General features: G+C 69.1%; 26 protein-coding genes and 2 tRNA genes. 10 read left to right on the forward strand and 18 right to left on the reverse strand.

Annotation, left to right across the window (positions count from 1 at the left end; genetic code table 11):
• Positions 1–4 precede the first annotated feature (4 nt).
• Together BFN01_RS09560 and BFN01_RS09565 are read left to right on the forward strand one after the other, a co-directional pair.
• Positions 5–1,189 carry a DUF58 domain-containing protein gene (locus BFN01_RS09560; RefSeq protein ID WP_071643779.1) on the forward strand — a complete coding sequence of 395 codons (1,185 nt, stop codon included), beginning with the start codon at positions 5–7 and terminating at the stop codon, positions 1,187–1,189.
• Entirely contained in the window at positions 1,182–3,368 is a 2,187-nt protein-coding gene (locus BFN01_RS09565; RefSeq protein ID WP_071643781.1) for a DUF3488 and transglutaminase-like domain-containing protein, read from the forward strand. Before BFN01_RS09560 ends, BFN01_RS09565 begins: the two co-directional genes overlap by 8 nt.
• 6 nt (positions 3,369–3,374) lie before the next feature.
• On the opposite strand, the gene BFN01_RS09570 is transcribed toward BFN01_RS09565, so the two are convergent.
• From BFN01_RS09570 to BFN01_RS09585, 4 genes are all read right to left on the reverse strand, one after another.
• Positions 3,375–4,277 carry a rhodanese-related sulfurtransferase gene (locus tag BFN01_RS09570; protein ID WP_071643783.1) on the reverse strand — a complete coding sequence of 301 codons (903 nt, stop codon included), beginning with the start codon at positions 4,275–4,277 and terminating at the stop codon, positions 3,375–3,377.
• Positions 4,278–4,338: 61 nt separating this feature from the next.
• A tRNA-Ser gene (locus BFN01_RS09575) sits at positions 4,339–4,423 on the reverse strand.
• A 60-nt stretch (positions 4,424–4,483) separates the two neighbouring features.
• Positions 4,484–5,086 (reverse strand): GNAT family N-acetyltransferase, encoded by a 603-nt coding sequence (locus BFN01_RS09580; protein WP_071643785.1) that lies wholly within the window; start codon positions 5,084–5,086, stop codon positions 4,484–4,486.
• Positions 5,061–5,723, reverse strand: coding sequence for a phosphatase PAP2 family protein (locus BFN01_RS09585; protein WP_071643787.1), 663 nt, complete (start codon positions 5,721–5,723; stop codon positions 5,061–5,063). The genes BFN01_RS09580 and BFN01_RS09585 overlap by 26 nt, the downstream gene beginning before the upstream one ends.
• A 38-nt stretch (positions 5,724–5,761) precedes the next feature.
• On the opposite strand from BFN01_RS09585, the gene BFN01_RS09590 reads away from it, so the two are divergent.
• Positions 5,762–6,094 carry a cupin domain-containing protein gene (locus BFN01_RS09590; RefSeq protein WP_071643789.1) on the forward strand — a complete coding sequence of 111 codons (333 nt, stop codon included), beginning with the start codon at positions 5,762–5,764 and terminating at the stop codon, positions 6,092–6,094.
• Between the two features lie 12 nt (positions 6,095–6,106).
• Here the strand turns inward: BFN01_RS09590 and BFN01_RS09595 are convergent, their stop codons facing one another.
• The 3 genes from BFN01_RS09595 to BFN01_RS09605 form a co-directional block, all read right to left on the reverse strand.
• Positions 6,107–7,075 carry a carbohydrate ABC transporter permease gene (locus BFN01_RS09595; RefSeq protein ID WP_071643791.1) on the reverse strand — a complete coding sequence of 323 codons (969 nt, stop codon included), beginning with the start codon at positions 7,073–7,075 and terminating at the stop codon, positions 6,107–6,109.
• Positions 7,075–8,415: a carbohydrate ABC transporter permease gene (locus BFN01_RS09600; RefSeq protein ID WP_083428757.1), complete on the reverse strand. Its 1,341-nt coding sequence runs from the start codon at positions 8,413–8,415 to the stop codon at positions 7,075–7,077. Before BFN01_RS09600 ends, BFN01_RS09595 begins: the two co-directional genes overlap by 1 nt.
• Before the next feature lie 90 nt (positions 8,416–8,505).
• A complete protein-coding gene (locus BFN01_RS09605; protein ID WP_071643793.1) occupies positions 8,506–9,840 on the reverse strand; it encodes an ABC transporter substrate-binding protein in 1,335 nt (444 codons plus the stop codon).
• A 246-nt stretch (positions 9,841–10,086) separates the two neighbouring features.
• Here BFN01_RS09605 and BFN01_RS09610 point away from each other — a divergent pair, with 246 nt between their 5' ends.
• Positions 10,087–11,094, forward strand: a complete 1,008-nt coding sequence (locus BFN01_RS09610) for a LacI family DNA-binding transcriptional regulator (protein WP_071643795.1) — start codon at positions 10,087–10,089, stop codon at positions 11,092–11,094.
• Between the two features lie 82 nt (positions 11,095–11,176).
• On the opposite strand, the gene rplL is transcribed toward BFN01_RS09610, so the two are convergent.
• Both rplL and rplJ read right to left on the reverse strand, forming a co-directional pair.
• Positions 11,177–11,560 carry a 50S ribosomal protein L7/L12 gene (gene rplL, locus BFN01_RS09615; protein WP_071643797.1) on the reverse strand — a complete coding sequence of 128 codons (384 nt, stop codon included), beginning with the start codon at positions 11,558–11,560 and terminating at the stop codon, positions 11,177–11,179.
• Between the two features lie 52 nt (positions 11,561–11,612).
• Positions 11,613–12,101, reverse strand: coding sequence for a 50S ribosomal protein L10 (gene rplJ / locus BFN01_RS09620; RefSeq protein WP_071643799.1), 489 nt, complete (start codon positions 12,099–12,101; stop codon positions 11,613–11,615).
• A 288-nt stretch (positions 12,102–12,389) separates the two neighbouring features.
• Here rplJ and BFN01_RS09625 point away from each other — a divergent pair, with 288 nt between their 5' ends.
• From BFN01_RS09625 to BFN01_RS09645, 5 genes are all read left to right on the forward strand, one after another.
• On the forward strand, positions 12,390–13,067 hold the full coding sequence (locus tag BFN01_RS09625) for a YqaJ viral recombinase family protein (protein WP_071643801.1): 678 nt from the start codon (positions 12,390–12,392) through the stop codon (positions 13,065–13,067).
• 116 nt (positions 13,068–13,183) lie between these two features.
• Positions 13,184–13,474, forward strand: coding sequence for a hypothetical protein (locus BFN01_RS09630; protein WP_071643804.1), 291 nt, complete (start codon positions 13,184–13,186; stop codon positions 13,472–13,474).
• Positions 13,474–14,535, forward strand: coding sequence for a hypothetical protein (locus tag BFN01_RS09635; protein ID WP_071643806.1), 1,062 nt, complete (start codon positions 13,474–13,476; stop codon positions 14,533–14,535). The genes BFN01_RS09630 and BFN01_RS09635 overlap by 1 nt, the downstream gene beginning before the upstream one ends.
• Entirely contained in the window at positions 14,532–15,149 is a 618-nt protein-coding gene (locus BFN01_RS09640) for a hypothetical protein (protein ID WP_071643807.1), read from the forward strand. The genes BFN01_RS09635 and BFN01_RS09640 overlap by 4 nt, the downstream gene beginning before the upstream one ends.
• Positions 15,146–15,796: a hypothetical protein gene (locus BFN01_RS09645; RefSeq protein ID WP_071643809.1), complete on the forward strand. Its 651-nt coding sequence runs from the start codon at positions 15,146–15,148 to the stop codon at positions 15,794–15,796. The genes BFN01_RS09640 and BFN01_RS09645 overlap by 4 nt, the downstream gene beginning before the upstream one ends.
• Before the next feature lie 13 nt (positions 15,797–15,809).
• On the opposite strand, the gene BFN01_RS09650 is transcribed toward BFN01_RS09645, so the two are convergent.
• Complete coding sequence (locus tag BFN01_RS09650) at positions 15,810–16,694, reverse strand: LysR family transcriptional regulator ArgP (RefSeq protein ID WP_071643811.1); 885 nt, start codon at positions 16,692–16,694, stop codon at positions 15,810–15,812.
• A 70-nt stretch (positions 16,695–16,764) separates the two neighbouring features.
• On the opposite strand from BFN01_RS09650, the gene BFN01_RS09655 reads away from it, so the two are divergent.
• Entirely contained in the window at positions 16,765–17,427 is a 663-nt protein-coding gene (locus BFN01_RS09655; protein WP_071643813.1) for a LysE/ArgO family amino acid transporter, read from the forward strand.
• A gap of 19 nt (positions 17,428–17,446) precedes the next feature.
• Here the strand turns inward: BFN01_RS09655 and BFN01_RS09660 are convergent, their stop codons facing one another.
• The 8 genes from BFN01_RS09660 to BFN01_RS09695 form a co-directional block, all read right to left on the reverse strand.
• Complete coding sequence (locus BFN01_RS09660) at positions 17,447–18,229, reverse strand: amino acid ABC transporter ATP-binding protein (RefSeq protein ID WP_071643815.1); 783 nt, start codon at positions 18,227–18,229, stop codon at positions 17,447–17,449.
• Positions 18,216–18,878: an amino acid ABC transporter permease gene (locus BFN01_RS09665; RefSeq protein WP_071643817.1), complete on the reverse strand. Its 663-nt coding sequence runs from the start codon at positions 18,876–18,878 to the stop codon at positions 18,216–18,218. The genes BFN01_RS09660 and BFN01_RS09665 overlap by 14 nt, the downstream gene beginning before the upstream one ends.
• An 11-nt stretch (positions 18,879–18,889) precedes the next feature.
• Positions 18,890–19,705: an amino acid ABC transporter substrate-binding protein gene (locus tag BFN01_RS09670; protein WP_071643819.1), complete on the reverse strand. Its 816-nt coding sequence runs from the start codon at positions 19,703–19,705 to the stop codon at positions 18,890–18,892.
• 158 nt (positions 19,706–19,863) lie between these two features.
• Positions 19,864–20,553 (reverse strand): 50S ribosomal protein L1, encoded by a 690-nt coding sequence (gene rplA, locus BFN01_RS09675; protein WP_071643821.1) that lies wholly within the window; start codon positions 20,551–20,553, stop codon positions 19,864–19,866.
• A gap of 11 nt (positions 20,554–20,564) precedes the next feature.
• Positions 20,565–20,996 (reverse strand): 50S ribosomal protein L11, encoded by a 432-nt coding sequence (gene rplK / locus BFN01_RS09680; protein WP_071643823.1) that lies wholly within the window; start codon positions 20,994–20,996, stop codon positions 20,565–20,567.
• A gap of 164 nt (positions 20,997–21,160) precedes the next feature.
• The gene (gene nusG, locus BFN01_RS09685) at positions 21,161–22,159 is read right to left on the reverse strand and encodes a transcription termination/antitermination protein NusG (RefSeq protein ID WP_071643825.1); all 999 of its coding nucleotides are present in this window, start codon (positions 22,157–22,159) and stop codon (positions 21,161–21,163) included.
• A gap of 57 nt (positions 22,160–22,216) precedes the next feature.
• Positions 22,217–22,486, reverse strand: a complete 270-nt coding sequence (gene secE / locus BFN01_RS09690) for a preprotein translocase subunit SecE (RefSeq protein ID WP_071643832.1) — start codon at positions 22,484–22,486, stop codon at positions 22,217–22,219.
• 36 nt (positions 22,487–22,522) lie between these two features.
• Positions 22,523–22,595 (reverse strand) — tRNA-Trp (locus tag BFN01_RS09695).
• Positions 22,596–22,615: the final 20 nt, after the last annotated feature.

Here is a 22,615-nt window from a genome sequence, read left to right on the forward strand (position 1 = left end):
CATCATGCGCGCCCGTCCGCTGACCGCTCGAGGAGCAGCGTGCCTGCTGCTCGGGGTGGTGCTGTGCGCTGCCGCGAACATCCTCGCCGCCCGCGCGCTGCTCTACGTCGGCGTGCTGCTCATCGTGCTCCCGCTCATCGCGCTGCTCGCCGTGCGCGCGCCGCGGAGACGTGGCGAGGTGTGGCGGCAGATCTCCACCGACCTCCTCGCCGTCGGCGAGACGTCGCGGGTCACCGTGCGTTTCGAGCTGTACGCTCCCGGCATCCCGCGCGGCCGCTGGAGCGACACCCTCCCCGAGGCGGTGCGAGGCGATGCCACCGGTGAGTATCCCGGCGAGACCCGACTGCTGCACTACGACCTGGAGGGGGTTCGTCGCGGCACGGCGACGCTCGGCCCGCTGCTGCTGCGCACCGTCGACCCGTTCGGCCTCGCGCAGCGGGTGCAGGCCTTCGGGGAGACGAGGATGATCACGGTCGTGCCTCAGGTGGTCGCGCTCGCCCCGCTGCCGACCAAGCTGGGCGCGGCGGGCGGCGCGGCGCAGGCCCGCTCGACGCGCGTCGGGCAGGGAGCCGACAACCTGATCCCACGTGCGTACCTGTCGGGCGACTCACGGCGGCGGATCCACTGGCGCGCCACCGCGCATCGCGGGTCGCTGATGGTCCGGCAGGAGGAGGAAGAGGCGAGTCCGGATGCCGTCGTCGTGCTCGACCGCGCCGCATCGCGCTGGCAGAGCGCGGGCGGCGCCGTCGACCCCGCCTTCGAGGCTGCGGTGTCGCTGTGTGCGTCGGCCGCGCTGCGCTTCGCGCAGGACGGCTACAGCGTCGACGTCTTCGACAGCGCCGGTTCGCTGCTCGGGGCGCTGCGCGGGCACGAGGACGACCGGGACGGTCTGCTGGTCGCCCTGGCGACCGTGACACCCCGCGGGGACTCGCGCGACCTGCGCACGATCGTCGGCGGCACACCGCCCGGCCCGCTGGTGGTCGTCACCGGGGCGATCGACCCCGACGCTGCCGCGCGTCTGAGCACCGCGGGCGCCTCGGCCCCGATGCTGATCGCAGCCGGCGCTCGCGCCGATGCCCTCGCGGTCGCCGCCGATCGCGGCTGGAACGTCGCCGCGCTGCCCCCGACGGCGAACCCGGCCGACGTGTGGGAAGCGGCGCTCCCCCAAGCGAAGGCGGCGCATGACTGAGCCCGTGAGCGCCACGTCGCGGCCCGGCGTCGTCGGGCCGGGGATGCTGGCCGTGGTCGCGACCCTCGTCGCGATGTGGCCGTACACCGCGGTCATCGCGCCCGGAGGGTGGACGTTCGCGGTCTTGGTGATCGTCGCCACGGTCGCCGCCGCGGGCATGGTGGCAAGGCGGCTCCTCGGCGGGCTGCAGGACGGCATCCGGTCTCTGCTCGCTCTGCTGCTGCAGCTGGTCGCCCTCACCCTCGCGCTGACGAGCCTGCTGGCGAGCGAGACCGCCGAGTTCGGTCTCGTGCCCACCGAGGCGAGTGTGGAGCTGACCGGTCTGCGTCTGCAGCGTGCGGTGGACGAGATCTCGAACGGGGTCGCCCCGATCGACTCGACCGTCTCGATGACCACGGCGATGGGGCTCGCCTTCGCGATGGTCGCCCTGCTCGTCGATCATCTGCTGGCTCACCGGCTGGTCGTGCTCACCGTGCTCTTCACCTCGGTCGTGGGCGCCGTGCCGATGCTGCTGACCTTCGGATCGGTGAACCTGGTGTGGTTCGTGCTGCAGGCGGTGATGATCCTGATCGTCCTGCGCTTCGGCGCCAGGCACGACCCAGACGCCGTGCGGCATTCTCCCCTCGTCGCCGCGGGCCTCATCGGCGCGACCGCGATCGCCGCCACCGTCTTCGTCTCCCCCGCGCTGCCGTTGAGCGAGGCCGGCGGGGGGAACGGGCGGCTGTCGACGATCAACGCCGACCTGCGACTGGGCGACGACCTGCGTCGCCCCGACGAGACGAGAGCCCTCACCCTCGTCACCTCGGCCGCCGCCCCTCCGTATCTCAGGCTGGCGACGCTGTCGAGGTTCGACGGCGAGGTGTGGCGGCCTGACCGCTCCGACCGTAACCCGGTGGAGGACGGCTTCGGCGACCGCCCGTGGCGCGACGACATCGAGACGGTCGAGCACGAGGTCTCGATCCGGGTGGTGGGGATCTCGAGTTCCCGGCTCCCCGTGCCATACGCTGCCGAAGCGATCAGCGGCCTGCCGCGGGGCTGGCAGGCGATGCCGCTGAACCGCACCGTGGTCAGCGCGACGCAGGACGCCGCGGGCGCCGACTACACCGTGCAGATGGCGACCCCGGCACCGAGCCTCGAGCAGATCCGGGCGAGCTCGACCGGCGGATCCGGCCTCGTCGCAGCGCCGGCGAACGATCTTCCGGAGATCATCGGTGACCTCGCGCGCGAGGTCACCGCCGGTGCCGACACGGACTACGACCGGCTGCTGGCTCTGCAGGACTGGTTCCGCTCGGAGTTCGAGTACTCCCTCGACGCACCGGTCGAAGACGGCTTCGACGGCACCGGGGCCGACGCGGTGGCCACCTTCCTCGATGTGCGCAGCGGATACTGCATCCACTTCGCCGGCGCCTTCGCCCTGATGGCTCAGACCCTCGACATGCCCGTGCGCATCGTGGTCGGCTATCTGCCCGGCACGTCGACCGACGAGAAGCGCGGCGAGCAGCGCGTGTACTCCGTCACGAGCGACAAGCTGCACTCCTGGCCCGAGGTGTACTTCCGGGGCGTCGGCTGGGTGCCGTTCGAGCCGACGGCGACGCTCGGGACGCCGACCGACTTCACCTCCGACGCGGGAGCAGGCGGCGACGGCGGCGAGGCGGCACCGACCGCGTCCGCCGCGCCGACCGCGGTGCCGTCGACGGCGCCGACCGGCGGGCCCGACCGCAGCGACGAGGACGCCGGCGCCGGTGGCGACGGGGCCCTGGGCCAGCTCGACCCCACCCCGGTGGCGCTGATCGTCGCCGGCGCGCTGGTCGTGCTGCTGCTGCCCGCTCTCGTGCGCGCAGTGCGCCGGATGCTGCGGATCCGCCGCGCCGCGGCGGGCGACGCCATCGCCGCCTGGCGGGAGGTGTCCGACACCATGGCCGACCTGAGACTGCCGCTGCACGCCTCCGAGACCGCGCGCACGCGGGCGCAGTCGCTCGCCGCGGCGCACGGGGTGGACGCCGGCGCGCTGCGCGAGCTCGTGACGGCCGTCGAACGCCGCAGCTATGCCGAGGGCGGCCCTGCGGGAGGAGAGCTCGACGCGTCCCTGCGTCGGGTGCTCCGCGACCTGGAGGCGGGCGTCAGCGGGCGTCGCCGCCTGCTCGCCAGGCTGCTGCCCGCGTCGCTGCTGCGCCGCTGAGCGGGCTCAGGCGGTCGCGGCCGACGTGTGCTCCTCGCACGGCACGGCCGCGCACTCGGCGCACACGACGAACTGCCGGCGGCACGATGCGTCGGGGCAGTTCGCGGTGCGACTGGTCGCCGCTCCGCACCCGGCGCACGTGCCGATGACCGCGGCGTGGTCGCTGAACTCGACCGATCCGCGCCCGTCGAAGACGTAAAGCGATCCCTCCCACAGTCCGTCGTCACCGTACTTCTCGCCGTAGCGGACGATGCCTCCGTCGAGCTGGTACACCTCGCCGAAGCCGCGCGAGAGCATCAGACTCGACAGCACCTCGCATCGGATGCCGCCGGTGCAGTAGGTGACGACGGGCCTGCCCTTCAGGTCGTCGTACGCCCCCTCGTCGAGCAGGCGGACGAAGTCGCGCGTGGTGTCGGTGTCGGGCACCACCGCGTTCCTGAACCGGCCGATCTCGGCCTCGAGCGCGTTGCGGCCGTCGAAGAAGACGACCTCGTCGCCGCGCTCGGCGATCAGGCGGTGCAGCTGGTCGGGGTCGAGCCTGGCTCCGCCGCCCACGACACCGTGCTCATCGACGCGCAGCTCGTCGGGCGCGCCGAACGAGACGATCTCGTCGCGCACTTTCACGCTCAGCTTGGGGAAGTCGACGCTGTAGCCGTCGGCGTCGATCGCCGTGCCCTCGCTCCACTTGATGTCGGCATCCGCGAACGCCGGATGCTGGCGGAAGCGCCGCACCCATCTCTTCACCGCCGGCAGATCGCCGCCGAGCGTGCCGTTGATGCCGTGCTCGGAGATGATGATGCGCCCGCGAAGCGCGAGCGCCTCGCACAGGTCCCGCTGCCAGAGGCGGATCGCCTGCGGGTCCGCGAGCGGCGCGAACGCGTAGAACAGCACGATCTTGGGGGTGGGCACCAGGAGATTCTACGGAAAAGTCCCGAGGGCCCGCACTTCGTGCGGGCCCTCGGGACTTCGGCGGTGACGGCGGGATTCGAACCCGCGGTTGCTTGCACAACACACGCTTTCCAAGCGTGCTCCTTCGGCCGCTCGGACACGTCACCAGGAAACAACCTGTTCATCCTATCCGATCGCGCGCGTCGCGTCGGACCAGCGCCGACCGCTCAGACGAAGCGCACGCCGTACATGGTCGTGTCGTGACCCGAGTGCAGTCGGTGCATGCCGAGACGCTCGTAGAAGACGCCGGCGCCCGTGTTCGTCGGATTCATGCCCAGGTGCAGGCCGCGCACGCCGCGGCGCCCGAGCTCGGCGAAGAGCGTCTCGATCAGCCGGCGGCCGAGCCCCTGCCCCTGCGTCTCGGGCAGCAGATCGATGTGAAGGTGCGCGGGATACTCGGCCGCGTGCTTCTCCCCGCCGGGAGCACGACGACCGGCGTAGCCGATGATGCCGTCCTGACGGGTGGGCACGGCTGATCCCGAGAGGGGGTACGCGCTCTGCTTCGACGGCCACCACTCGTCGCGGAACCACCGCTCGAAGGCGTCCGTGTCGTCAGTGGCGACGATGTACCCGACCGTCCGGCCGTCCGGCGACTCGACCATCCACGCGAGGTCGGGATGCCGCACGGCGTACGGCACGGCGAAGACATCGCCCCACAGCCGATCGTCGGTGAAGATGCCGGTCGCGTCGCCACCGGCATCCGCGGTCTTCACGCAGATGTCGTAGAGCGCGTCTCGATCGGCGTCACGGTACGGGCGGATCGTCGTCACGGGAACTCCTCGAAGCGGATGATGCGGGTGTCCAGCCCAGTGACGCCCAGCTCAGCACGAACGCGCCGACGAGAAGCGCAGCCGATGCGCCGACCAGCGCACCGCCCACGGTGTCGGTGAACCAGTGCACGGCGAGCAGCGTGCGCGACAGCGCCATCGCCACGACCCAGACCGCGCCGATGATCGCCACCCAGACGCGAGGGAAGACCAGCCAGAGGACCACGGCGATCGTGGCGGCGTTCGAGGTGTGCCCCGACGGGAACGAGCCGAAATCCGAGGTGACCAGCATGTCGTCTGGTCGCGCCCTGGCGAAGATCTCCTTCAGCAGCTGGGTGAGTCCCGCGCTGACCACGAACGCGATCGCCGCGAACACCGCTCCGCGCCATCGTCGCAGCAGAACCAGCAGCAGCACGATCAGCAGCGGCACGAGCACGATGGCCACCCAGCCTCCGCCGATCCAGTTCAGCAGGTAGGCGGCCGACAGCATCCAGTCCTGTCTCACCTGCGACATGAGGCCGTTCCAGAACACGTCGAGACCGATCGTCGCGCCCCGAGGCAGCAGCACGACGAGCACCCCCAGCAGGGCGGCGAGGGTGAGCATCGCACTTCCGGAGATCAGCAGGGCTCGTCTTGTCATCGTCCCATTCTGCCCCGCGACCGCGCTAGCCTGCGGCTATGAGCACTGATCCCTTCGTCCTTCTCGGCGCTTCCGCCGCCGAGCTCGTCCAGGCCCACCCCATCGAGCCGGGCCGCGTCCGCCCGCATCGCGTCCTCGACGGCGACGGGTTCAAGATCCGGATGCTCGCGATGGACGCCGGCGCGACGATGCGCGAGCATCGCGCACCGTCGCAGATCCTCGTGCAGGTGGTCGCAGGCGGCATCCGCTTCCGGGTGGACGGGACCGAGCACGTGCTCTCCCCCGGCGGGACGATCACCGTCTCCGCCGGGGTGCTGCACGAGCTCGAGGCCGATCAGCCGTCGCACGTCCTTCTCGTGCTGCTCGGCTGAGGCGGGCCCGCGTCAGCCCTTCGTCGCTCCGGCCAGCAGGCCGCGCACGAAGAACCGCTGCAGGGCGAAGAACACGATCAGCGGAACGATGATCGAGATGAACGTTCCCGCCGACTGCAGGAACCAGCGGTTGCCCCACGTGCCCGACAGCGAGTTCAGCGCCTGGGTGATCGGCAGCGCGCCGGGCGAGGCGAAGATCGTCGCGACCAGCAGATCGTTCCACACCCAGAGGAACTGGAAGATGCCGAACGAGGCGATGGCGGGCATCGCCAGGGGCAGGATGATGCGGAAGAACACCTGTCCGTGACCGGCACCGTCGACCCGCGCGGCCTCGACGATGTCGCCGGGGATCTCGGCGATGAAGTTGTGCAGCATGAACGTCGCCAGCGGCAGGGCGAAGATCGCGTGCGCGATCCACACTCGGGCGAAGCTGAACTCGACGTCGTTGAGCGTGAGCCCGGGGAAGACCATCACGTCGTTGATCGTGAGGCCCTCGGAGAACAGGCTCAGCAGCGGCACCAGGGCCATCTGCAGGGGCACGATCTGCAGGGCGAACACGAAGACGAACAGCAGGTTGCGGCCCTTGAAGTCGATCCACGCGAACGCGTATGCGGCGAGCGCGGCGATCACGATCGGGAACACGGTCGCCGGGATGGTGATCGCCAGCGAGTTGATGAACGCGGTGGCGAGCGTGGTCGAGGTGCCGCCGGCGGTGAGCGCCTCAGCGTAGTTCTCGAGGGTGAACTCGGGGTTCGTGAAGGCGGTCCACCATCCGGTCGACTGCGTGTCGGCGCCCGGCCGGAATGAGGTGACGAAGAGACCGAAGGTCGGAATCGTCCAGAACACCGCGATGATCACCGCGGCGATCGTGGCGCCCTTCGAGGTGAGCTTCTTGTGGGCGATCGCCTCGTTGCGGCGGGTGTCGCGAGCGACCTGGCGCTTGGTGCGCGTGTCGCGGACGATGGCTTCTGTGGCGCTCATCAGCGGATCTCCCTCTGCTTGGTCAGCGAACGGGCGTTGTAGATGATCAGGGGCAGCACGAAGATGAACAGCACGACGGCGAGCGCCGACGAGTGCCCGTAGCTCTGGAACCGCTGCTGCTGATTGACCATCTCGAAACCGAGCACGGTGGTGTCGTCGCGGCCGCCCGTCATCACCGCCACGATGTCGTACACCTTCAGCGACATGATCGTGATCGTCGTGAGCACGACGATCAGCGAAGAGCGGATGCCGGGGACCGTGACGTTCCAGAACCGCTGCCACGCATTCGTGCCGTCGAGCTCGGCGGCCTCCAGCTGCTCGGCCGGGACGGCCTTGATCGCCGCGGAGAGGATCACCATCGCGAAGCCCGTCTGCGTCCAGATGAAGACGATCAGCAGCATGAAGGTGTTGATCAGCGGCTTGACCGCCAGCCAGTTCACCGGGTCGCCGCCGAACATCGTGACGACCGCGTTCAGCAGACCCAGCTGGTCTCCCTGACGGTAGTCGTACATGAACTTCCAGATGATGCCCGCGCCGACGAACGAGATGGCGACCGGCATGAAGACGAGCACCTTCAGAACCTTCTCGCCGCGCGCGCGGTCGATGAAGACGGCGTAGGCGAGGCCGAAGGCGACCGAGATCGTGGGGGCGAGCAGCGCCCAGATCAGCGTGTTCACCACCGACCAGGTGCCGACGGGGTTGGTGAACACCCAGATGTAGTTCTCGAGCCCGACGAACTCCGTACCCGACTTGTCGAAGAACGACTTCGCGAAGGTCGCGACAGCCGGGTAGATGAGTCCCAGCAGCAGCATGATCGCCGCCGGCGCCATGAAGAGGATCAGCTGGAACAGGTAACCGGCGCCCTGCCGTGAGCGGTAGTCGGCGAAGAAGAGCAGAGCGCCCGAGAGCAGCGCGATCGCGACGACGTAGAGCACGGCGTTCGAGTACGGCCGCAGCAGCAGCAGCGCGAGCACGGGGATGACCAGGCATGCGACGAGCCGCATGATGAAATAGCCCCGGCCCGGGCGCGGGGCGAATTCGATGAGCACCAGGACGATGCCGACGACGACCCCGAACACGAGCAGAACGGCGGGGATCTGCAGCAGCGGATGCAACCCGCCCAGCCATAGGAAGAAGTTGTTCAGCGAGACCGGGCCCAGCGCGATGCGGGCCGGGTCCTCGACCGGAGCCGAGATGATGAGCAGGAACAGCATCGCGGCGATGACGACGAAGCCGGCGACGACCACGATCTGCGTGATCCGGCGCCCTCTGGCGTCCACTCCGTGCGTCGTCTTCGGCAGTTCCGCCGTGTCCTTCTCGTCGACTGTCAGCAGTGACATGGGATCCCCTTCTGAGTGCGGATGCGGGGTCGGGCATCGCTGCCCGACCCCGCCTTCACCAGCGGATTGCGCTCAGACCAGCGCGACCGACTAGTTCTCGTAACCTGCCTGGATGTCGCTGAGCACCTGTTCGGTGTCCTTGCCGTCGATCCAGTCGACCATGCCCTTCCAGAACGAGCCCGAGCCGACCGTGGACGGCATGAGGTCGGACGCGTCGAAGCGGAAGACGGTCGCGTCATCCTGCAGGATGCCCATGGCCTCCTGGAGGAACTCGCTGCTGGCCAGGCTGGCGTCGGCCTTCTTGTTCGCCGAGATCACACCGCCGAGCTCGACGCGTGCGTCCGCGAACTCCGGCGACGCCATGAACTCGAGCACCTTCACCGTGGCCGCGTCGTCGTTGAAGGCCGCGACGAACTCGCCGCCACCTTCGACCTGCAGCTCACCCTCGGTGATGCCCGGGGTGATGAAGGCGTAGACGTCGCCCTCCGGCCCGACCTCGGGGGTCTCGCCCGCGGCGTTCTTCACGTCGAGGAAGTTGGCGGAGAGGAACGAGGCCTGGTGCGTCAGCGCGCAGCTGCCGTCGGCGACCTTCGCCGCGACATCCGCGAACGCGGTCGAGTTGATGCTCTTCACGTCACCGAAGCCGGCGTTCACGTAGTCCGGGTTCAGCAGGATCGAGCCGACAGCGTCGAAGGCGTCCTTGATCTCGGGGTCGGTGAACTTCACGTCTCCCGCCACCCAGTCGTCGTAGACCTCGGGGCCGGACTGGCGAAGCACGAGGTCCTCGATCCAGTCGGTGCCCGGCCAGCCGGAGGCGTCACCCGAGGCGAAACCGGCGCACCAGGGCGCCTGGCCCGACTTCTCCTTGATGGTGTCGGTGAGGGCGATCATCTCGTCCCATGTCTTGGGGACCTCGACACCCCACTCCTTGAACTTCGCCGGCGAGTACCAGATGTAGCCCTTCAGGTTCGCGAGCATCGGCGCCGCGTAGAAGGTGTCGTCGAACGTGCCGTAGTCCTTCCAGTCCTTCGACCAGTTCTCGTCGACCGCCTTCGAGACGCTCTCCGGAGCCTCGGAGACCTTGCCGGTCTCGACGAGCGTCTTGAGCAGACCGGGCTGCGGCACGATGGCGATGTCGGGTGCGTCGCCGCCGGTCACCTTCGTGACGATGTTGCCCTCGAAGCTCTTGTCTCCGGTGTACTCGACCTTGATGCCGGTGTCCTTCTCGAAGGCTGCGAAGCTCTCGTTGAGGTCGTCCGCCTCGGTGCCGGTGATGCCACCGGAGATGCGGACCGTCGCGCCCTTCACGTCGCCGTCGCCACCTCCCTCACCGGGGGTGGCCTCCGCGCATCCGGTCAGGGCGATCGCAGTCGCGCCGACCAGGGCGAGGGGAGCAAGCAGGCGGTATCGCTGTGACAGAGCCATGTGTTTTCTCCTCTTCCAGGGTGTTCCGGACCTCGGTCGGCGGAGAATCCGCAGCGTTGAGGAACCGATTCCAGGACAACCTACTTGCCCCGGACGCCCCGGCACAATGCCACGCGGGGACAATCGCACAACCGTTGTGCAGACGTGATCACCCACTTGGGAGCGCTCCCAAAGTGTAGCGCGTGGAACCGGTTCCCCTCTACCCGGGTTGCCCGGTAGCCTGACGGAGCCGACTCGAGGAGCCCCATGAGCACGATCGCCGACGTCGCCGCGAGAGCCGGCGTGTCCAAGGCCACGGCGAGCCGCGCGCTGAGCGGAGGCGGCTACGTCTCCGCCGAGACCAGGGAGAGGGTGCGCGAGGCCGCGCGTGACCTGCACTACGTCGCGCATTCCTCCGCGACCACCCTCGCCACCGGACGCTCGCTGTCGGTCGGCGTCATCATGCCCGCGCTGGACCGGTGGTTCTTCGCCGAGCTGCTCGCGGGGATCCAGGAGGGGCTGGTGCGCTCCGGACAGGATCTCGTCCTGTACGGGACGCAGGAGGGCTCGGACGAGCGGGAACGGCTGTTCTCCGACGCGCTCCCCAGCCGCCGCCTCGACGGGATCATCGCCGTCGGCATCCAGCCCAGCACGCATGAGCTGTCACGCCTGATCCGGGTCGGGTCGCCGCTGGTGAGCGTCGGCGCGTACCGCGAGCAGAACAGCTCCGTGTCGATCGACGATGAGGCCGCGGCCCGCATCGCGACCGAGCACCTCATCGATCTCGGCCACCGTGACATCGCGTTCCTCGGCGGTCGCGAGGATGCCGCGACCCACGCGTACGGCGACGAGCAGCGGCTGCGCGGCTATCGGGCGGCCATGGCAGCCGCGTCGCTGCAGGCGTGGGTTCGGCATGTCCCCGGTGATTCGACGACGCCGGGCGGCTACGAGGCCGGGGTGCGCATGCTCGGCGACCGCCAGAGCAGGCCGACGGCGTTCGTCGCGGTGTGCGACGAGGCGGCGATCGGCGGCACCATCGCGGCCAGACGCCTCGGGCTGTCGGTTCCGGCTGAGGTGAGCGTCGTGGGCATCGACGACCACGCCCACGCGGAGATGTTCTCGCTGACCACGGTGCGGCAGAGGCCGCGGATGCAGGGGCTCGCCGCGGTCGAGCTGCTGCTGCGCAGGATGGCTGACCCTGATGCGCCCGCCGAGCAGATCGCGGTGCCGTCCGAGCTGGTCGTCCGGTCGTCGACGGCGGTCCCGCGCACCTAGCGGACGCACCGCCGCCTGCGCCCGGGCACGCGAGAAGGCCCCCGGCACGAGCCGGGGGCCTTCTGCACGCGGTGAGGCGTGATTACTTGAGGGTGACCGTGGCGCCGGCGGCCTCCAGGGCCTCCTTCGCCTTCTCGGCGGCCTCCTTGTTGGCGCCCTCGAGGACGGCCTTCGGAGCACCGTCGACGACGGCCTTGGCCTCGCCGAGGCCCAGCGAGGTGAGCTCGCGGACGGTCTTGATGACCTGGATCTTCTTGTCGCCGGCAGCCTCGAGGATGACGTCGAACGAGTCCTTCTCCTCCTCGGCCTCGGCAGCGCCAGCGCCACCGGCAGCGCCGGCAACGGCGACCGGGGCGGCCGCGGTGACGTCGAACTTCTCCTCGAACGCCTTCACGAAATCGCTGAGCTCGACGAGGGTGAGGCCTGCGAACTGCTCCAGCAGCTCCTCAGTGGAAAGCTTCGCCATGATGTATCTCCTAGATAAAGGGTGTGGTTGGTGTGAGGGGATCGCCGGTCGCTCACGCGGCCTCGGCGGTCTCCAGCTTTTCGCGAAGCGCGTCGATGGTGGCCGCGGCCTTGCCCATCGTCGCCTTCATCATGCCCGCTGCCTTCGCCAGCAGAACCTCACGGCTCTCGAGCGAGGCGTACTTGTCGACCTCGTCGGCGTCGAGGGCCTTGCCCTCGAAAACGCCGCCCTTGATCACGAGAAGCGGGTTGGCCTTGGCGAAGTCACGCAGAGCCTTGGCAGTGGCGACGAAGTCACCGTGCACGAACGCCACGGCCGAGGGACCCTTGAGGTCCTCGTCGAGCGACGTGATCCCCGCGTTGTTCGCGGCGATCTTGGTCAGCGTGTTCTTCACCACGGCGTACTCCGCGTCCTGACGGATGTTGCCGCGCAGCTCCTTGAGCTGGGCAACCGTCAGACCGCGGTACTCGGTCAGCAGGACGGCGTTCGAGTTCTCGAAAGACTTCGTGAGCTCGGCAACCGTTGCATCCTTCTGCGCCATGGTCACTCCTTACGTGTACGGACGTCACGCGGATGCGGGACGTCGACCTCGACCACCCCACGACATGACAAAAGCTCCGGCGCAAGCGCACGGAGCTTCGAGAAGTATTCGCACACCTGCGCGGGCCCCTGCTGAGCAGTGCTTCGATCGTCACGTTCGCACGCGATGATGACCGGCGGTCTTCGGTTACCACCCACTGTACGGCATGCGCCCGCCTCCCCCAAATTCCGCGCACCGCGATGGCGTGGGAGGGGAGGGATGCGAGAGGCTCGGCGTTAGGCTCGTACGGTGACTCCCGAACTCCAAGCGCGCATCCTCGCGGACTCCCGCGACCGGGTCGCCTGGCTCAGGGCACGCGCACGGGGCATCACCGCGACCGACGTGGCCGGACTCTCCGGAGAGGCCTCGATCACGCGCGCGGCGGATGCGAAGCTCGGCGCGGGCCCCCGGTTCGGCGGCAACGCGTACACCGACCACGGGCGCCGCCGCGAACCGGAGATCGCCGCCTGGGTGGCCGCGACCCACGGCATCCTGCCCTCCTCTGCACTGTTCCACGCGGAGGTCGAGAAGCGGCACCTGGCCACCCCGGACGGCATCTGCGTGGACGGCGACGGACGCGTGCTGCTCGCCGAGATCAAGACGACGAACAAGTCCTGGCGCACGATCCCACGCACCTATCTGCGTCAGGTGTGGTGGCAGCAGCACGTGCTCGGTGCCGAGCGCACCCTGTTCGTGTGGGAGGAGCACGACGACTTCAACCCGATCCACGACGAGCCGCGCTCCGTGTGGATCGAGCGCGACGACAAGGAGATCGGGCAGCTCGTCGCTCTGGCGACGCGGCTGATCGACGAGCTCTACCGACGCACCACCGGACAGGCGCCGCCGACGCGCACGCCGCTCGCACCGAGCCGTCGCTCCGCGCTGCGCGAGCGCGACATGTTCCGCGCTCTGGCCTTATCGGAGTGAGGCACGACACCGCGGTGCGTGCGGTGATCGACGGATGGTGATTTCTCACCATGGCGCATCGCGGTCCGCGATCGTTAGCGTGAGGAGCATCGGAGAACACGGACCGGAGGACTCAGATGCCTGATGTGCGAATCGACTTCGACGTCCTGGAGACGACGCGTCGGACGCTGGCGGACATCGGGGATGTGCTGACCTCGGCGACGGACGCCGTCAGCGACATCCCCTCCGCGGCCGTCGCGCAGAGCGATCTGCGCGACCGGCTGCACGAGATGGGCGATTTCTGGGGCAGCAGTCTTCGCAAGCTCTCGACGTTCGCGACCGAGGCCGGGGCGGGCCTGGAGGGCGTCGTCGACGCCTTCCGCAGCCTCGATGAGCAGATCGCCGATTCCTTGAAGGAGGAGGGTTGATGGCGGGCTTCACCGCGCTGGGCTTCGATCCCGCACCGGGAGACCTCGGCGTCATCGAGAGCCTGGTCGACCGCCTCTCCGCAACGGTGCAGGATGTCGACGACTCGCTGACCGGCATCAGCGGCGGTGACGACGCGGCGTGGATCGGGAAGTCCGGCGACGCGTTCCGGGCCACGCTCGCCGAGGACTTCCAGCCGCAGCTGCGAGCTTCGGGAGCCGCCCTCCGCGATTCGCGGGATGCGCTGCGCACGTGGGCGGTGCAGCTGGCCGCCCATCAGCTCGCGGCGCTGCGCCTCGAGGAGGAGGCTGCGGATGCCCGCTCTCTGGTCGCCACGCGTGCCGCGAGCGCGGATCAGAAGAGCGACGCCGCCGGCGCCGACGACGCCGCCCCCGACGCGGCCGCCGACGCTGCGAGCGCGAGCGCCGCGCTGCTGAGCGCCCAGGGCGCCCTGCAGGACGTGCTGACTCGTGCGAGAGAGCTCAAGGAGCGTGTCGATCAGGACGCCTCCGTCACCGCCTCATCGCTGATCTCGGCTCAGACCAGCCTCGACGGCTACCAGGAGAGCGGCTGGTCGAGCTTCTGGGGCTCGGTGGGCGACGTCGGCGAGTGGCTGATGGACAACGTCGTGCCGATGATCGAGGACCTGCTGCGCCTGGTCGCCCCGATCATCTCGATCGCCGCGATCTTCTTCCCCGCGCTCGCCCCGCTCGCGCTCGGCATCGCGATCGCGCTGGTCGCCATCGACGGGCTGCAGGCGCTGACCGATCGCGGCTCCTGGGGCGACTTCGCGGTGGGCGTGGTGGGGCTCGCCGTCGGGGCTGCCGGCGGCGCCGCGGTCACTCGCGCCTTCGGCCCGTCCGGGCAGATCCCCTTCGCGATCAACGTCAACCGGATGATGCCGGCGGTAGCAGGCGGAGGGGCGGCCGCGGGCAGTCTTGCCGGATCGCTGAGCCTGAACTTCAAGACCATGATGTCGAACGCGTACTGGCTGGTGACCAGCGCGAAGGACATCAACGACAACGTCCACGGGTACTACGACGAGGTGGAGCGCCACTCATGAGCGATGCGCTGGTGTGGCAGGCCATGCCGCAGGGCTGGATCGAGTTCGTGGCGCATGCTGAGTCGACGCGCGACGCGTGGTGGGAGGACTATCTCCGCAGCGGCGAGGGCTGGCTGCCCGACGAGGCGCGGGATGCGCTGACCGCGGGCTACCGGGCCGGGTGCGACGTCTTCCGCGACACGGAGTTCGACTTCGCGGGCATCGCCATCGCCGCGACCGAGACCCCGTTCGTCTCGATCATGTGCACGAGGGTGATGCGCGGGACGACCGCCGACGTCGGCGCGCACACATACGGGATCCATGCGCTCCTTCCCGCGCTGCGGTTCGGGGAGGATGCCGTCGCCGAGCCGTTCCAGGCGGATGACGGCCGCACCGGCAGCGTGACAACCGCCATCGTCGCCGAGCAGGGTGCGGATGTCGTCGTCTCGATCGGCGAGATCACTCTGCCAGGAGACGGCGGCAACGTCGTCGTGCTGGGTGTCTGCACGGATCCGGAGCGACGGGACTTCCTGGCGCTGCACACCGCATTCGCGCTCTCGACGACCCGGCTGCTGCCTGCCGGGGTGCGCCCGGAACCCGCCGCTGGCCTCATCACGGCAGAATCGACAGCATGACGTTCCGCTTCATCCAGCCCGAGTCGCGTCCTCTCCTCGAGACTCCCCCGGCAGCGGGACGATCGCTTGCGTCCGGCGACGCGCGGCGACAGCTCGACGCCGACTATCGCCGCTGGACGCGTCTTCTGGTCGGGTTCGCCGGTCTCGTGCTCGCGTCATTCGGGGTGGTGGCCGTCGTCGGCATCCCGCTCTCCGGCGCTCGCCTCACCGCCGTGGACATCACGATGGCGGTCGTCGGGGCCGTGCTCGGCGCGATCGGGGTCTGGATCCTCGTGCGGCTGCATCGCTCCGGCCGGGCACTGCTGAGCGCCCTGGCCTGGTGGACGGCCGAGCCGTATCGCCGCGGGGCCGCGCACCCGCGTGCGTCCGGCTGGGTGAGCGCACGCACGGTGAACGTCGAGCCCCCGATACTGGCCCGCATCGTGTCGTCGTCGGTCCTCGGGCTGTTCGGAATCCTCGCGATGGCGACCGTCGCCTACCCGACGCCGCCCGGCGCGCTGAATCCCGCACCTGCGGGCATCGGCCTCGGCATCCTGCTGCTGCTGACCGCCTGCGGCCAGATGGGCGGAGTCATGCGCCTCGTGTCGGGTCTCGCGGTGGCTGATCCGGTGTGGGCTCGCATCCGCAGCGCCTTCCGCCGCGACTGACGTTCGAGTCCGCTCACATCGGCGCGAGCACCAGGGCGGCCTCCGCGGCCACCTCCTCGGCGATCGCGTCGAGCAGCGGCGAGCGCAGGTTCCACTGCTGCCAGTACAGCGGCACCCTGATGCGCGGCTCGCCCAGCTCGACCAGGCCCTCAGACACGTGCGGTGCGGGGATCAGCCCCCACCCGAGCCCGAGGCGCACGGCCTCGGAGAAGTCATGCGATGCCGGCACGTAGTGCCTCGGCACCTGCCACGGGTCGACGTCCTTCGCCCGCAGCCAGCCCTGCTGCAGCGTGTCGCGCCGGTCGAAGTCGACGAACGGCGCTCGGGCCAGCGCGTCGGCCGTGACACCGCTCGGGAACCAGTCGTGCATGTACGCGGCGGTCGCCATCGCCCGGTACTCGAGCACGCCGAGCGGCGTGACCGCGCTGCCCCCGACGGGCTCGGCCTCGCTGGTCACCGCCGCCATCACCTCGCCCGACTCCAGCATCCGCGCGGTGTAGTCCTGGTCGTCGCGGTGCAGGTCGACGTCGATCGGATGCCGCCGTGCGACGCGCGCGAGCGGAGGCAGGAACCACGTGGCCATCGAGTCGGCGTTCACCGCCAGCGGGATCCGCACCCGCGGCGAGTCCGGTGCGGCGTCGCCGAGGCCGAACGCGGTGACGGCATCGTGCTCGAGCAGGGCGACCTGTCTGGCCAGCCGCACGAGCGCCTCGCCGGCCTCCGTCGCGCGAACCGGACGCGAGCGCACCACGACCGCCCGTCCGATCTGCTGCTCGATCGACTTGATCCGCTGACTGACGGCCGACTGCGTCACGTGCAGCCGGCGGGCGGCGGCGTCGAAGCTGCCCTCGTCGATGACCATCGCGACGGTGGCCGCCAGCTGGGCGTCGATCTTCACATAAGCAATGCTAATGGGCGTGCAGTTCTCTTCGCTGGCGCTGATGGACACAGCCTCTTAGCGTTGATCCGTGCTCACCTTCCTCGCCGGCCTCGGACTCATGTACTCGCTGATCGTCGCCGTCGGAGCACAGAACGTCTTCGTCCTGCGGCAGGGCCTGCGTCGAGAGCACGTCCTTCCCGTGGTGCTGATCTGCGCGACGTCCGACGCGGCGCTCGTCCTGGTCGGCACCGCAGGTCTGGGTTTCCTGATCGCCGAGCTGCCGTGGCTCATCGTCGCCGCCCGCTGGCTCGGAGGCCTGTCGCTCGTCGGGTACGGTGTCCTCGCCGCCCGGCGGGCGTGGCGAGCGGAGGGCGAGACGCTCGTCGCGGACCCGGCTCCGGCATCAGAATCGGACTCGTCGACCGGCAGCGGCACCGCGACCGCGACCCGCACCCGGCTCGCGCCGGTGCTCGCCGCCACCCTCGCGTTCACCTTCCTCAACCCGAACGTGTATCTCGACACGGTGCTGCTGATCGGCTCGATCGCCGCGACGCACGGTCAGGCGCGCTGGGTCTTCGCCGCGGGTGCCATTCTCGGCAGCATCACGTGGTTCTTCGCGCTCGGCTTCGGGGCGAGGCACCTGGGACGGTGGCTGCGCACCCCGCGTGCCTGGCGCATCCTCGACACGGTCATCGCCGCGCTGCTCGTGCTCATGGGCGTCCTGCTGGTGCTGCCCGTGTTCGCCGGCTGACCTCCCGGGCGCGAGCGGATCAGCCGCCGTCGAGGGGTCGGAGGATGCGGGTGAGGAAGCGCCGGGTGCGCTCCTCGCGCGGCGCGCCGAAGATCTCAGCGGGCGCGCCCTGCTCGACCACGACACCGGCGTCCATGAACAGCACGTGATCGGCGGCCTCCCGCGCGAAGCTCAGCTCGTGCGTCACGACGACCATCGTCCACCCCTCGTCCGCCAGTTCCTTGATCACGAGGAGCACCTCGCCGACCAGCTCGGGGTCGAGCGAGCTGGTCGGCTCGTCGAACAGCAGCAGGTCGGGCCGGAGGGCGAGGGCGCGGACGATGCCCACGCGCTGCTGCTGTCCGCCGGAGAGCTCGTGCGGACGAGCATCCGCCCGCTCCCCCAGGCCCACGCGCTCGAGCAGCCCGCGGGCCTCGGCGATGACCTCGGCCTTCGGGCGGCCCTGCACGCGCCACGGCCCCTCGATCACGTTCTCGAGCACGGTGAGGTGCGGGAAGAGGTTGTGATGCTGGAACACCATCGCCGAGCGATCGCGCAGCGCGAGACGCTGCTTCTGCGTGACCCCCGCGGAGAAGTCGATCCGCAGGCCTCCGGAGGCGATGATCGCACCGGCGTCCGGCGTCTCGAGACCGTTCAGCGAGCGCAGCACCGTCGTCTTGCCCGAGCCGCTGGGCCCGATGAGCACGACGACCTCGCCCCGGTGCAGGGTCAGATCGATCCCGCGCAGCACGTGGTTGTCGCCGAAGCTCTTGTGCAGGCCCGTGGCGGTGAGCAGCGGCGTGGATCCGTCAGTGGGCGACACGGCTGTCGAGCCTCCTCTCGAGGGCGTTCTGCCCGAACGACAGCACGAGGCAGAGCACCCAGTACACCAGGGCAGCGGCGAGATAGAGAACCATGAACTCGTACGTGGTCGACGCGATCTGCTGGCTGACCTTGAACAGCTCGGTGACGAGGATCAGCGACGTGAGCGAGGTGTCCTTCACCAGGGAGATGAAGGTGTTCGACAGCGGCGGCACAGAGACACGGGCGGCCTGCGGCAGGATGATGCGGGTCAGCGTGCGGGCGCGGTTCATGCCCACCGTGTAGGCGGCCTCCCACTGCCCTCTCGGCACCGACAGGATCGCCGCGCGCACGACCTCGGCCCCGTACCCGCCGACGTTCAGAGAGAGCGCGATGATCGCGCTGGGCCACGGATCGATCGTGACGCCGATCGACGGCATCCCGTAGAAGATCACGAACAGCTGCACCAGCAGCGGGGTTCCCCTGATCACCGAGATGTAGAACCGCGCCGCGTTGGAGAGCACCGCGTTCGTCGAGATGCGCATCAGCGCGACGCCGATGGCGATGAGCAGGCCGAGCGCGAAGGAGACCAGGGCGAGCGGCACGGTCACCGTGACGCCGGCGAGCGCGATCGGCCCCAGTGAGTTCAGGAAGAGCTGCCAGGCGTCCATCGACGGCGAGCTTACTCGGTGACGTCCTCGCCGAAGTACTTGTCGCTGATCTCGGCGAGCGTCCCGTCTGCCCGCAGTTCGTCGAGCGCGCCGTCGACCGCCTTCACGAGAGCCGACTTGTCCTTGGTGAACACGAACGCCTGCTCGCCCGCCTCATCGGTCTCGGCCGCGATCTTGAGCCCGGTGGGCCCGTCGGTGGTCTCGTAGTCGAGGAAGGTGAGCTTGTCGTTGATCGTCGCGTCCACCCGTCCCTGCCGCAGCAGTGCGACCGCCTGAGCCCAGCCTTCGACGGCTTCGACCGTGGCGCCCGACTCCTTCGCGAGATCGTTCCAGTTGCTGGTCAGCGACTGGGCAGCGGTCTTGCCGTCGAGGTCGGCGAACGAGCTGATCGAGTCGTCGTCGTCCTTCACGACGATCACCCCTGGCGAGACGGTGTACGGCGCGCTGAAGAGGTAGTTCGCCTCGCGGTCGTCGTTGATCGTCACCTGGTTGGCGATGACGTCGAAGCGTCCGGCATCCAGTCCGGCGAAGATCGCATCCCACTGCGTCTCCTGGAACTCGACCTTCAGGCCGAGCTTGTCGGCGACCGCCTGGATGATCTCCACGTCGTAGCCGGTGAGCTCTCCCGTGCCGCCGTCGGCGTGGAAGCTGAACGGGCGGTACGTGCCCTCGGTCGCGACGGTCAGCGTGCCGTCGGACACCAGGCCGAAGTCGGACCCGCCCGACGTGGCCGATCCGCTCGAGGCGGGCGCGGTCGAACCGCTGCACGCGGTGAGCGCTGCGGCGACGACGATCAGTGCGGTGGCGGCGATGAGACGACGGGACATGCGGGGTCCTCCTGGAATGCGGTGGTGCGGTGCTCTCACACTATGCGGCGAACCTGCACGGAGGATCGTGCGTGTCGTTGCGTGACACGCAGAAGGCCCCCGCCGGCGAACCGGCGGGGGCCTTGCATCGACGGGCTCAGCGGCCGCTTCGATCAGCGTCAGATGGCGTTGACGTCCAGCGGGATGCCGGGGCCGAACGTGGTCGACACGGCACCCTTCTGGATGTAGCGACCCTTCGAGCTCGACGGCTTGAGGCGGACGATCTCCTCGAGGGCGGCGCCGATGTTCTCGTTCAGCTGCTCAGCGGTGAACGAGGCCTTGCCGACGATGAAGTGCACGTTGGCGTGCTTGTCGACACGGAACTCGATCTTTCCGCCCTTGATCTCCTCGACGGCCTTGGCCGGGTTGGGGGTCACGGTGCCGGTCTTGGGGTTGGGCATCAGACCGCGCGGGCCGAGCACCTTGCCGAGACGACCGACCTGGCCCATGAGCTCAGGGGTCGAGACGGCGGCGTCGAAGTCGGTCCAGCCGGCGGCGACCTTCTCGATGAGCTCGGTGCCGCCGACCTCGTCTGCGCCTGCGGCGATGGCGGCCTCAGCGGCTGCACCGTTCGCGAACACGATGACGCGGGCGGTCTTGCCGGTGCCGTGCGGGAGCATGACGGTGCCGCGCACCATCTGGTCGGCCTTGCGGGGGTCGACCGCGAGCTTCAGCGCGACCTCGACGGTCGAGTCGAACTTCGCCGAGCCGGTCTCCTTCGCGAGGGCGACAGCCTCGGTCGGGGTGTAGAAGCGGTCTTCCTCGATCTTCGCGAGGGCCGCCTGGTATGCCTTGGACTTGGTAGCCATTGTTATCTCCCTCAGCCCTCGACCGTGATGCCCATCGAGCGCGCAGTGCCCTCGATGATCTTCGATGCGGCGTCGATGTCGTTCGCGTTCAGGTCAGCCTGCTTCTGCTCGGCGATCTGACGGACCTGGTCCTTGGTGATCTTGCCGACCTTGACGGTGTGCGGCGTGGCCGAAGCCTTCGCCACACCCGCGGCCTTCTTGATCAGCTCTGCCGCCGGCGGGGTCTTCAGGACGAACGTGAAGCTGCGGTCCTCGTAGACGGTGATCTCCACCGGGATGACGTTGCCGCGCTGCGACTCGGTCGCGGCGTTGTACGCCTTGCAGAACTCCATGATGTTCACGCCGTGCTGACCGAGCGCGGGGCCGATGGGCGGCGCCGGGTTGGCTGCACCGGCGTTGATCTGGAGCTTGATCAGGCCGGTCACCTTCTTCTTGGGTGCCATGATTTTCCTTTCATCGAGCGGATGCCCAGGGCATCCCTCTCCCGCGTCCCCGGCGTCTCCGGGGTGCGGTGCCGTCTGTGCTCGCGCACAAACCACAACAGTCTACCGCACGCAGAGCGCCCCGCCGGCCGAAGCCGACGGGGCGCACTGCAGACGACGGAGCGTCAGAGCATCTTGGTGACCTGCTCGAACGACAGCTCCACCGGCGTCTCGCGCTCGAACAGCGAGACGAGGACGGTGAGCTTGCCGCTGGCGGCGTTGATCTCGCTGATCGTTCCGGGCAGACCCGCGAACGAGCCCTCCTTGATCGTGATGGTCTCGCCGACCTCGAAGTCGACCTCGGCCGCCATCGGACGAGCCACGGCGACGCCGCCCTTGGCCGCGATGGACTTCGCGGTGGGGACGTCCTTGACCTCGACGAGGGACTTCAGCATGTTGAACGCCTCTTCGAAGCGCAGCGGGGTCGGGTTGTGGGCGTTGCCCACGAAGCCGGTCACGCCGGGCGTGTGGCGCACGACCGACCAGGTGTCCTCGGTGAGCTCCATGCGCACCAGCACATAGCCGGGGATGCGCACGCGGTTGACCATCTTGCGCTGGCCGTTCTTGATCTCGACGACGTCCTCCATCGGGACCTCGATCTGGTAGATCTCGTCCTCGACCTCGAGCGTCGACTTGCGCTGCTCGATGTTGGCCTTCACCTTGCGCTCGAAGCCGGCGTACGAGTGGATGACGTACCACTTGCCGGGGAGCATGCGCAGGTCGGCGCGGAACGCCTCGTACGGGTCCTCCTCGGCGGCGGCGTCGTCGTCGACCTCCGGGCCGTCGTACGGGGTGACCTCGTCGGCCGCAGCCGCCTCGGCCTCGGCGGACTCCTCCGCCACAGCGTCGTTGAGGACCTCGGCGGCTGCTTCAGACTCAGCCGCTTCGTCCAGGTTCAGAGCGTCGTTCACGATCGCGTCCGCCTCCGGGTCTTCGATTTCGATGTCGTCGGTGTCGTCGTACTCCACGTCGCTCTCGCCCTCGATGTGCAGAGCGTTGTGCTCGGCAGCGGAGGACGACTGCTCCTGCTCGGCGAGCACATTGCCCTCCTGGGCCTCGTCCTCTTCGCTGGACTGCTCAGCGGCGGTCGCCCAGTCGGCGTCGTCGGAATACTTGTCAGACACTTTGCTTCTTTCCAATCGCTGCGACGGTCCGGGGCGCGGAGCGTCGACGTGGGTTCATCAGCTCAGCGGGACTCCGAAGACGTAGTGCGCTCCGGTTCCGAAGATCCAGTCGAGTCCGTAGACCAGACCCATGACGATCAGCACGAAGACGAACACGACGGTGGTGAACTTGACGAGTTCCTTGCGGGTCGGCGTGACGACCTTGCGCAGTTCGCTGATCACCTGGCGGAAGAACAGGGCGATACGTCCGAAGAAGCCGAGCTTGCTGTCGCGCAGGGCGTAGGTGCCCGAGGCGGCGATGTCGCCGCGAACGTCGTCCTGGTCCATGCACGTACCTTTCGTGAGCCAGCATGCGCTGACGCGCAGGGCGGACAGGAATCGAACCTGCAACCTGCGGTTTTGGAGACCGCTGCTCTGCCAATTGAGCTACCGCCCTAGAGGCCGGTGGGCCTCGGA

Source organism: Microbacterium sp. AR7-10, assembly GCF_001878835.1.
Lineage (GTDB): Bacteria > Actinomycetota > Actinomycetes > Actinomycetales > Microbacteriaceae > Microbacterium > Microbacterium commune.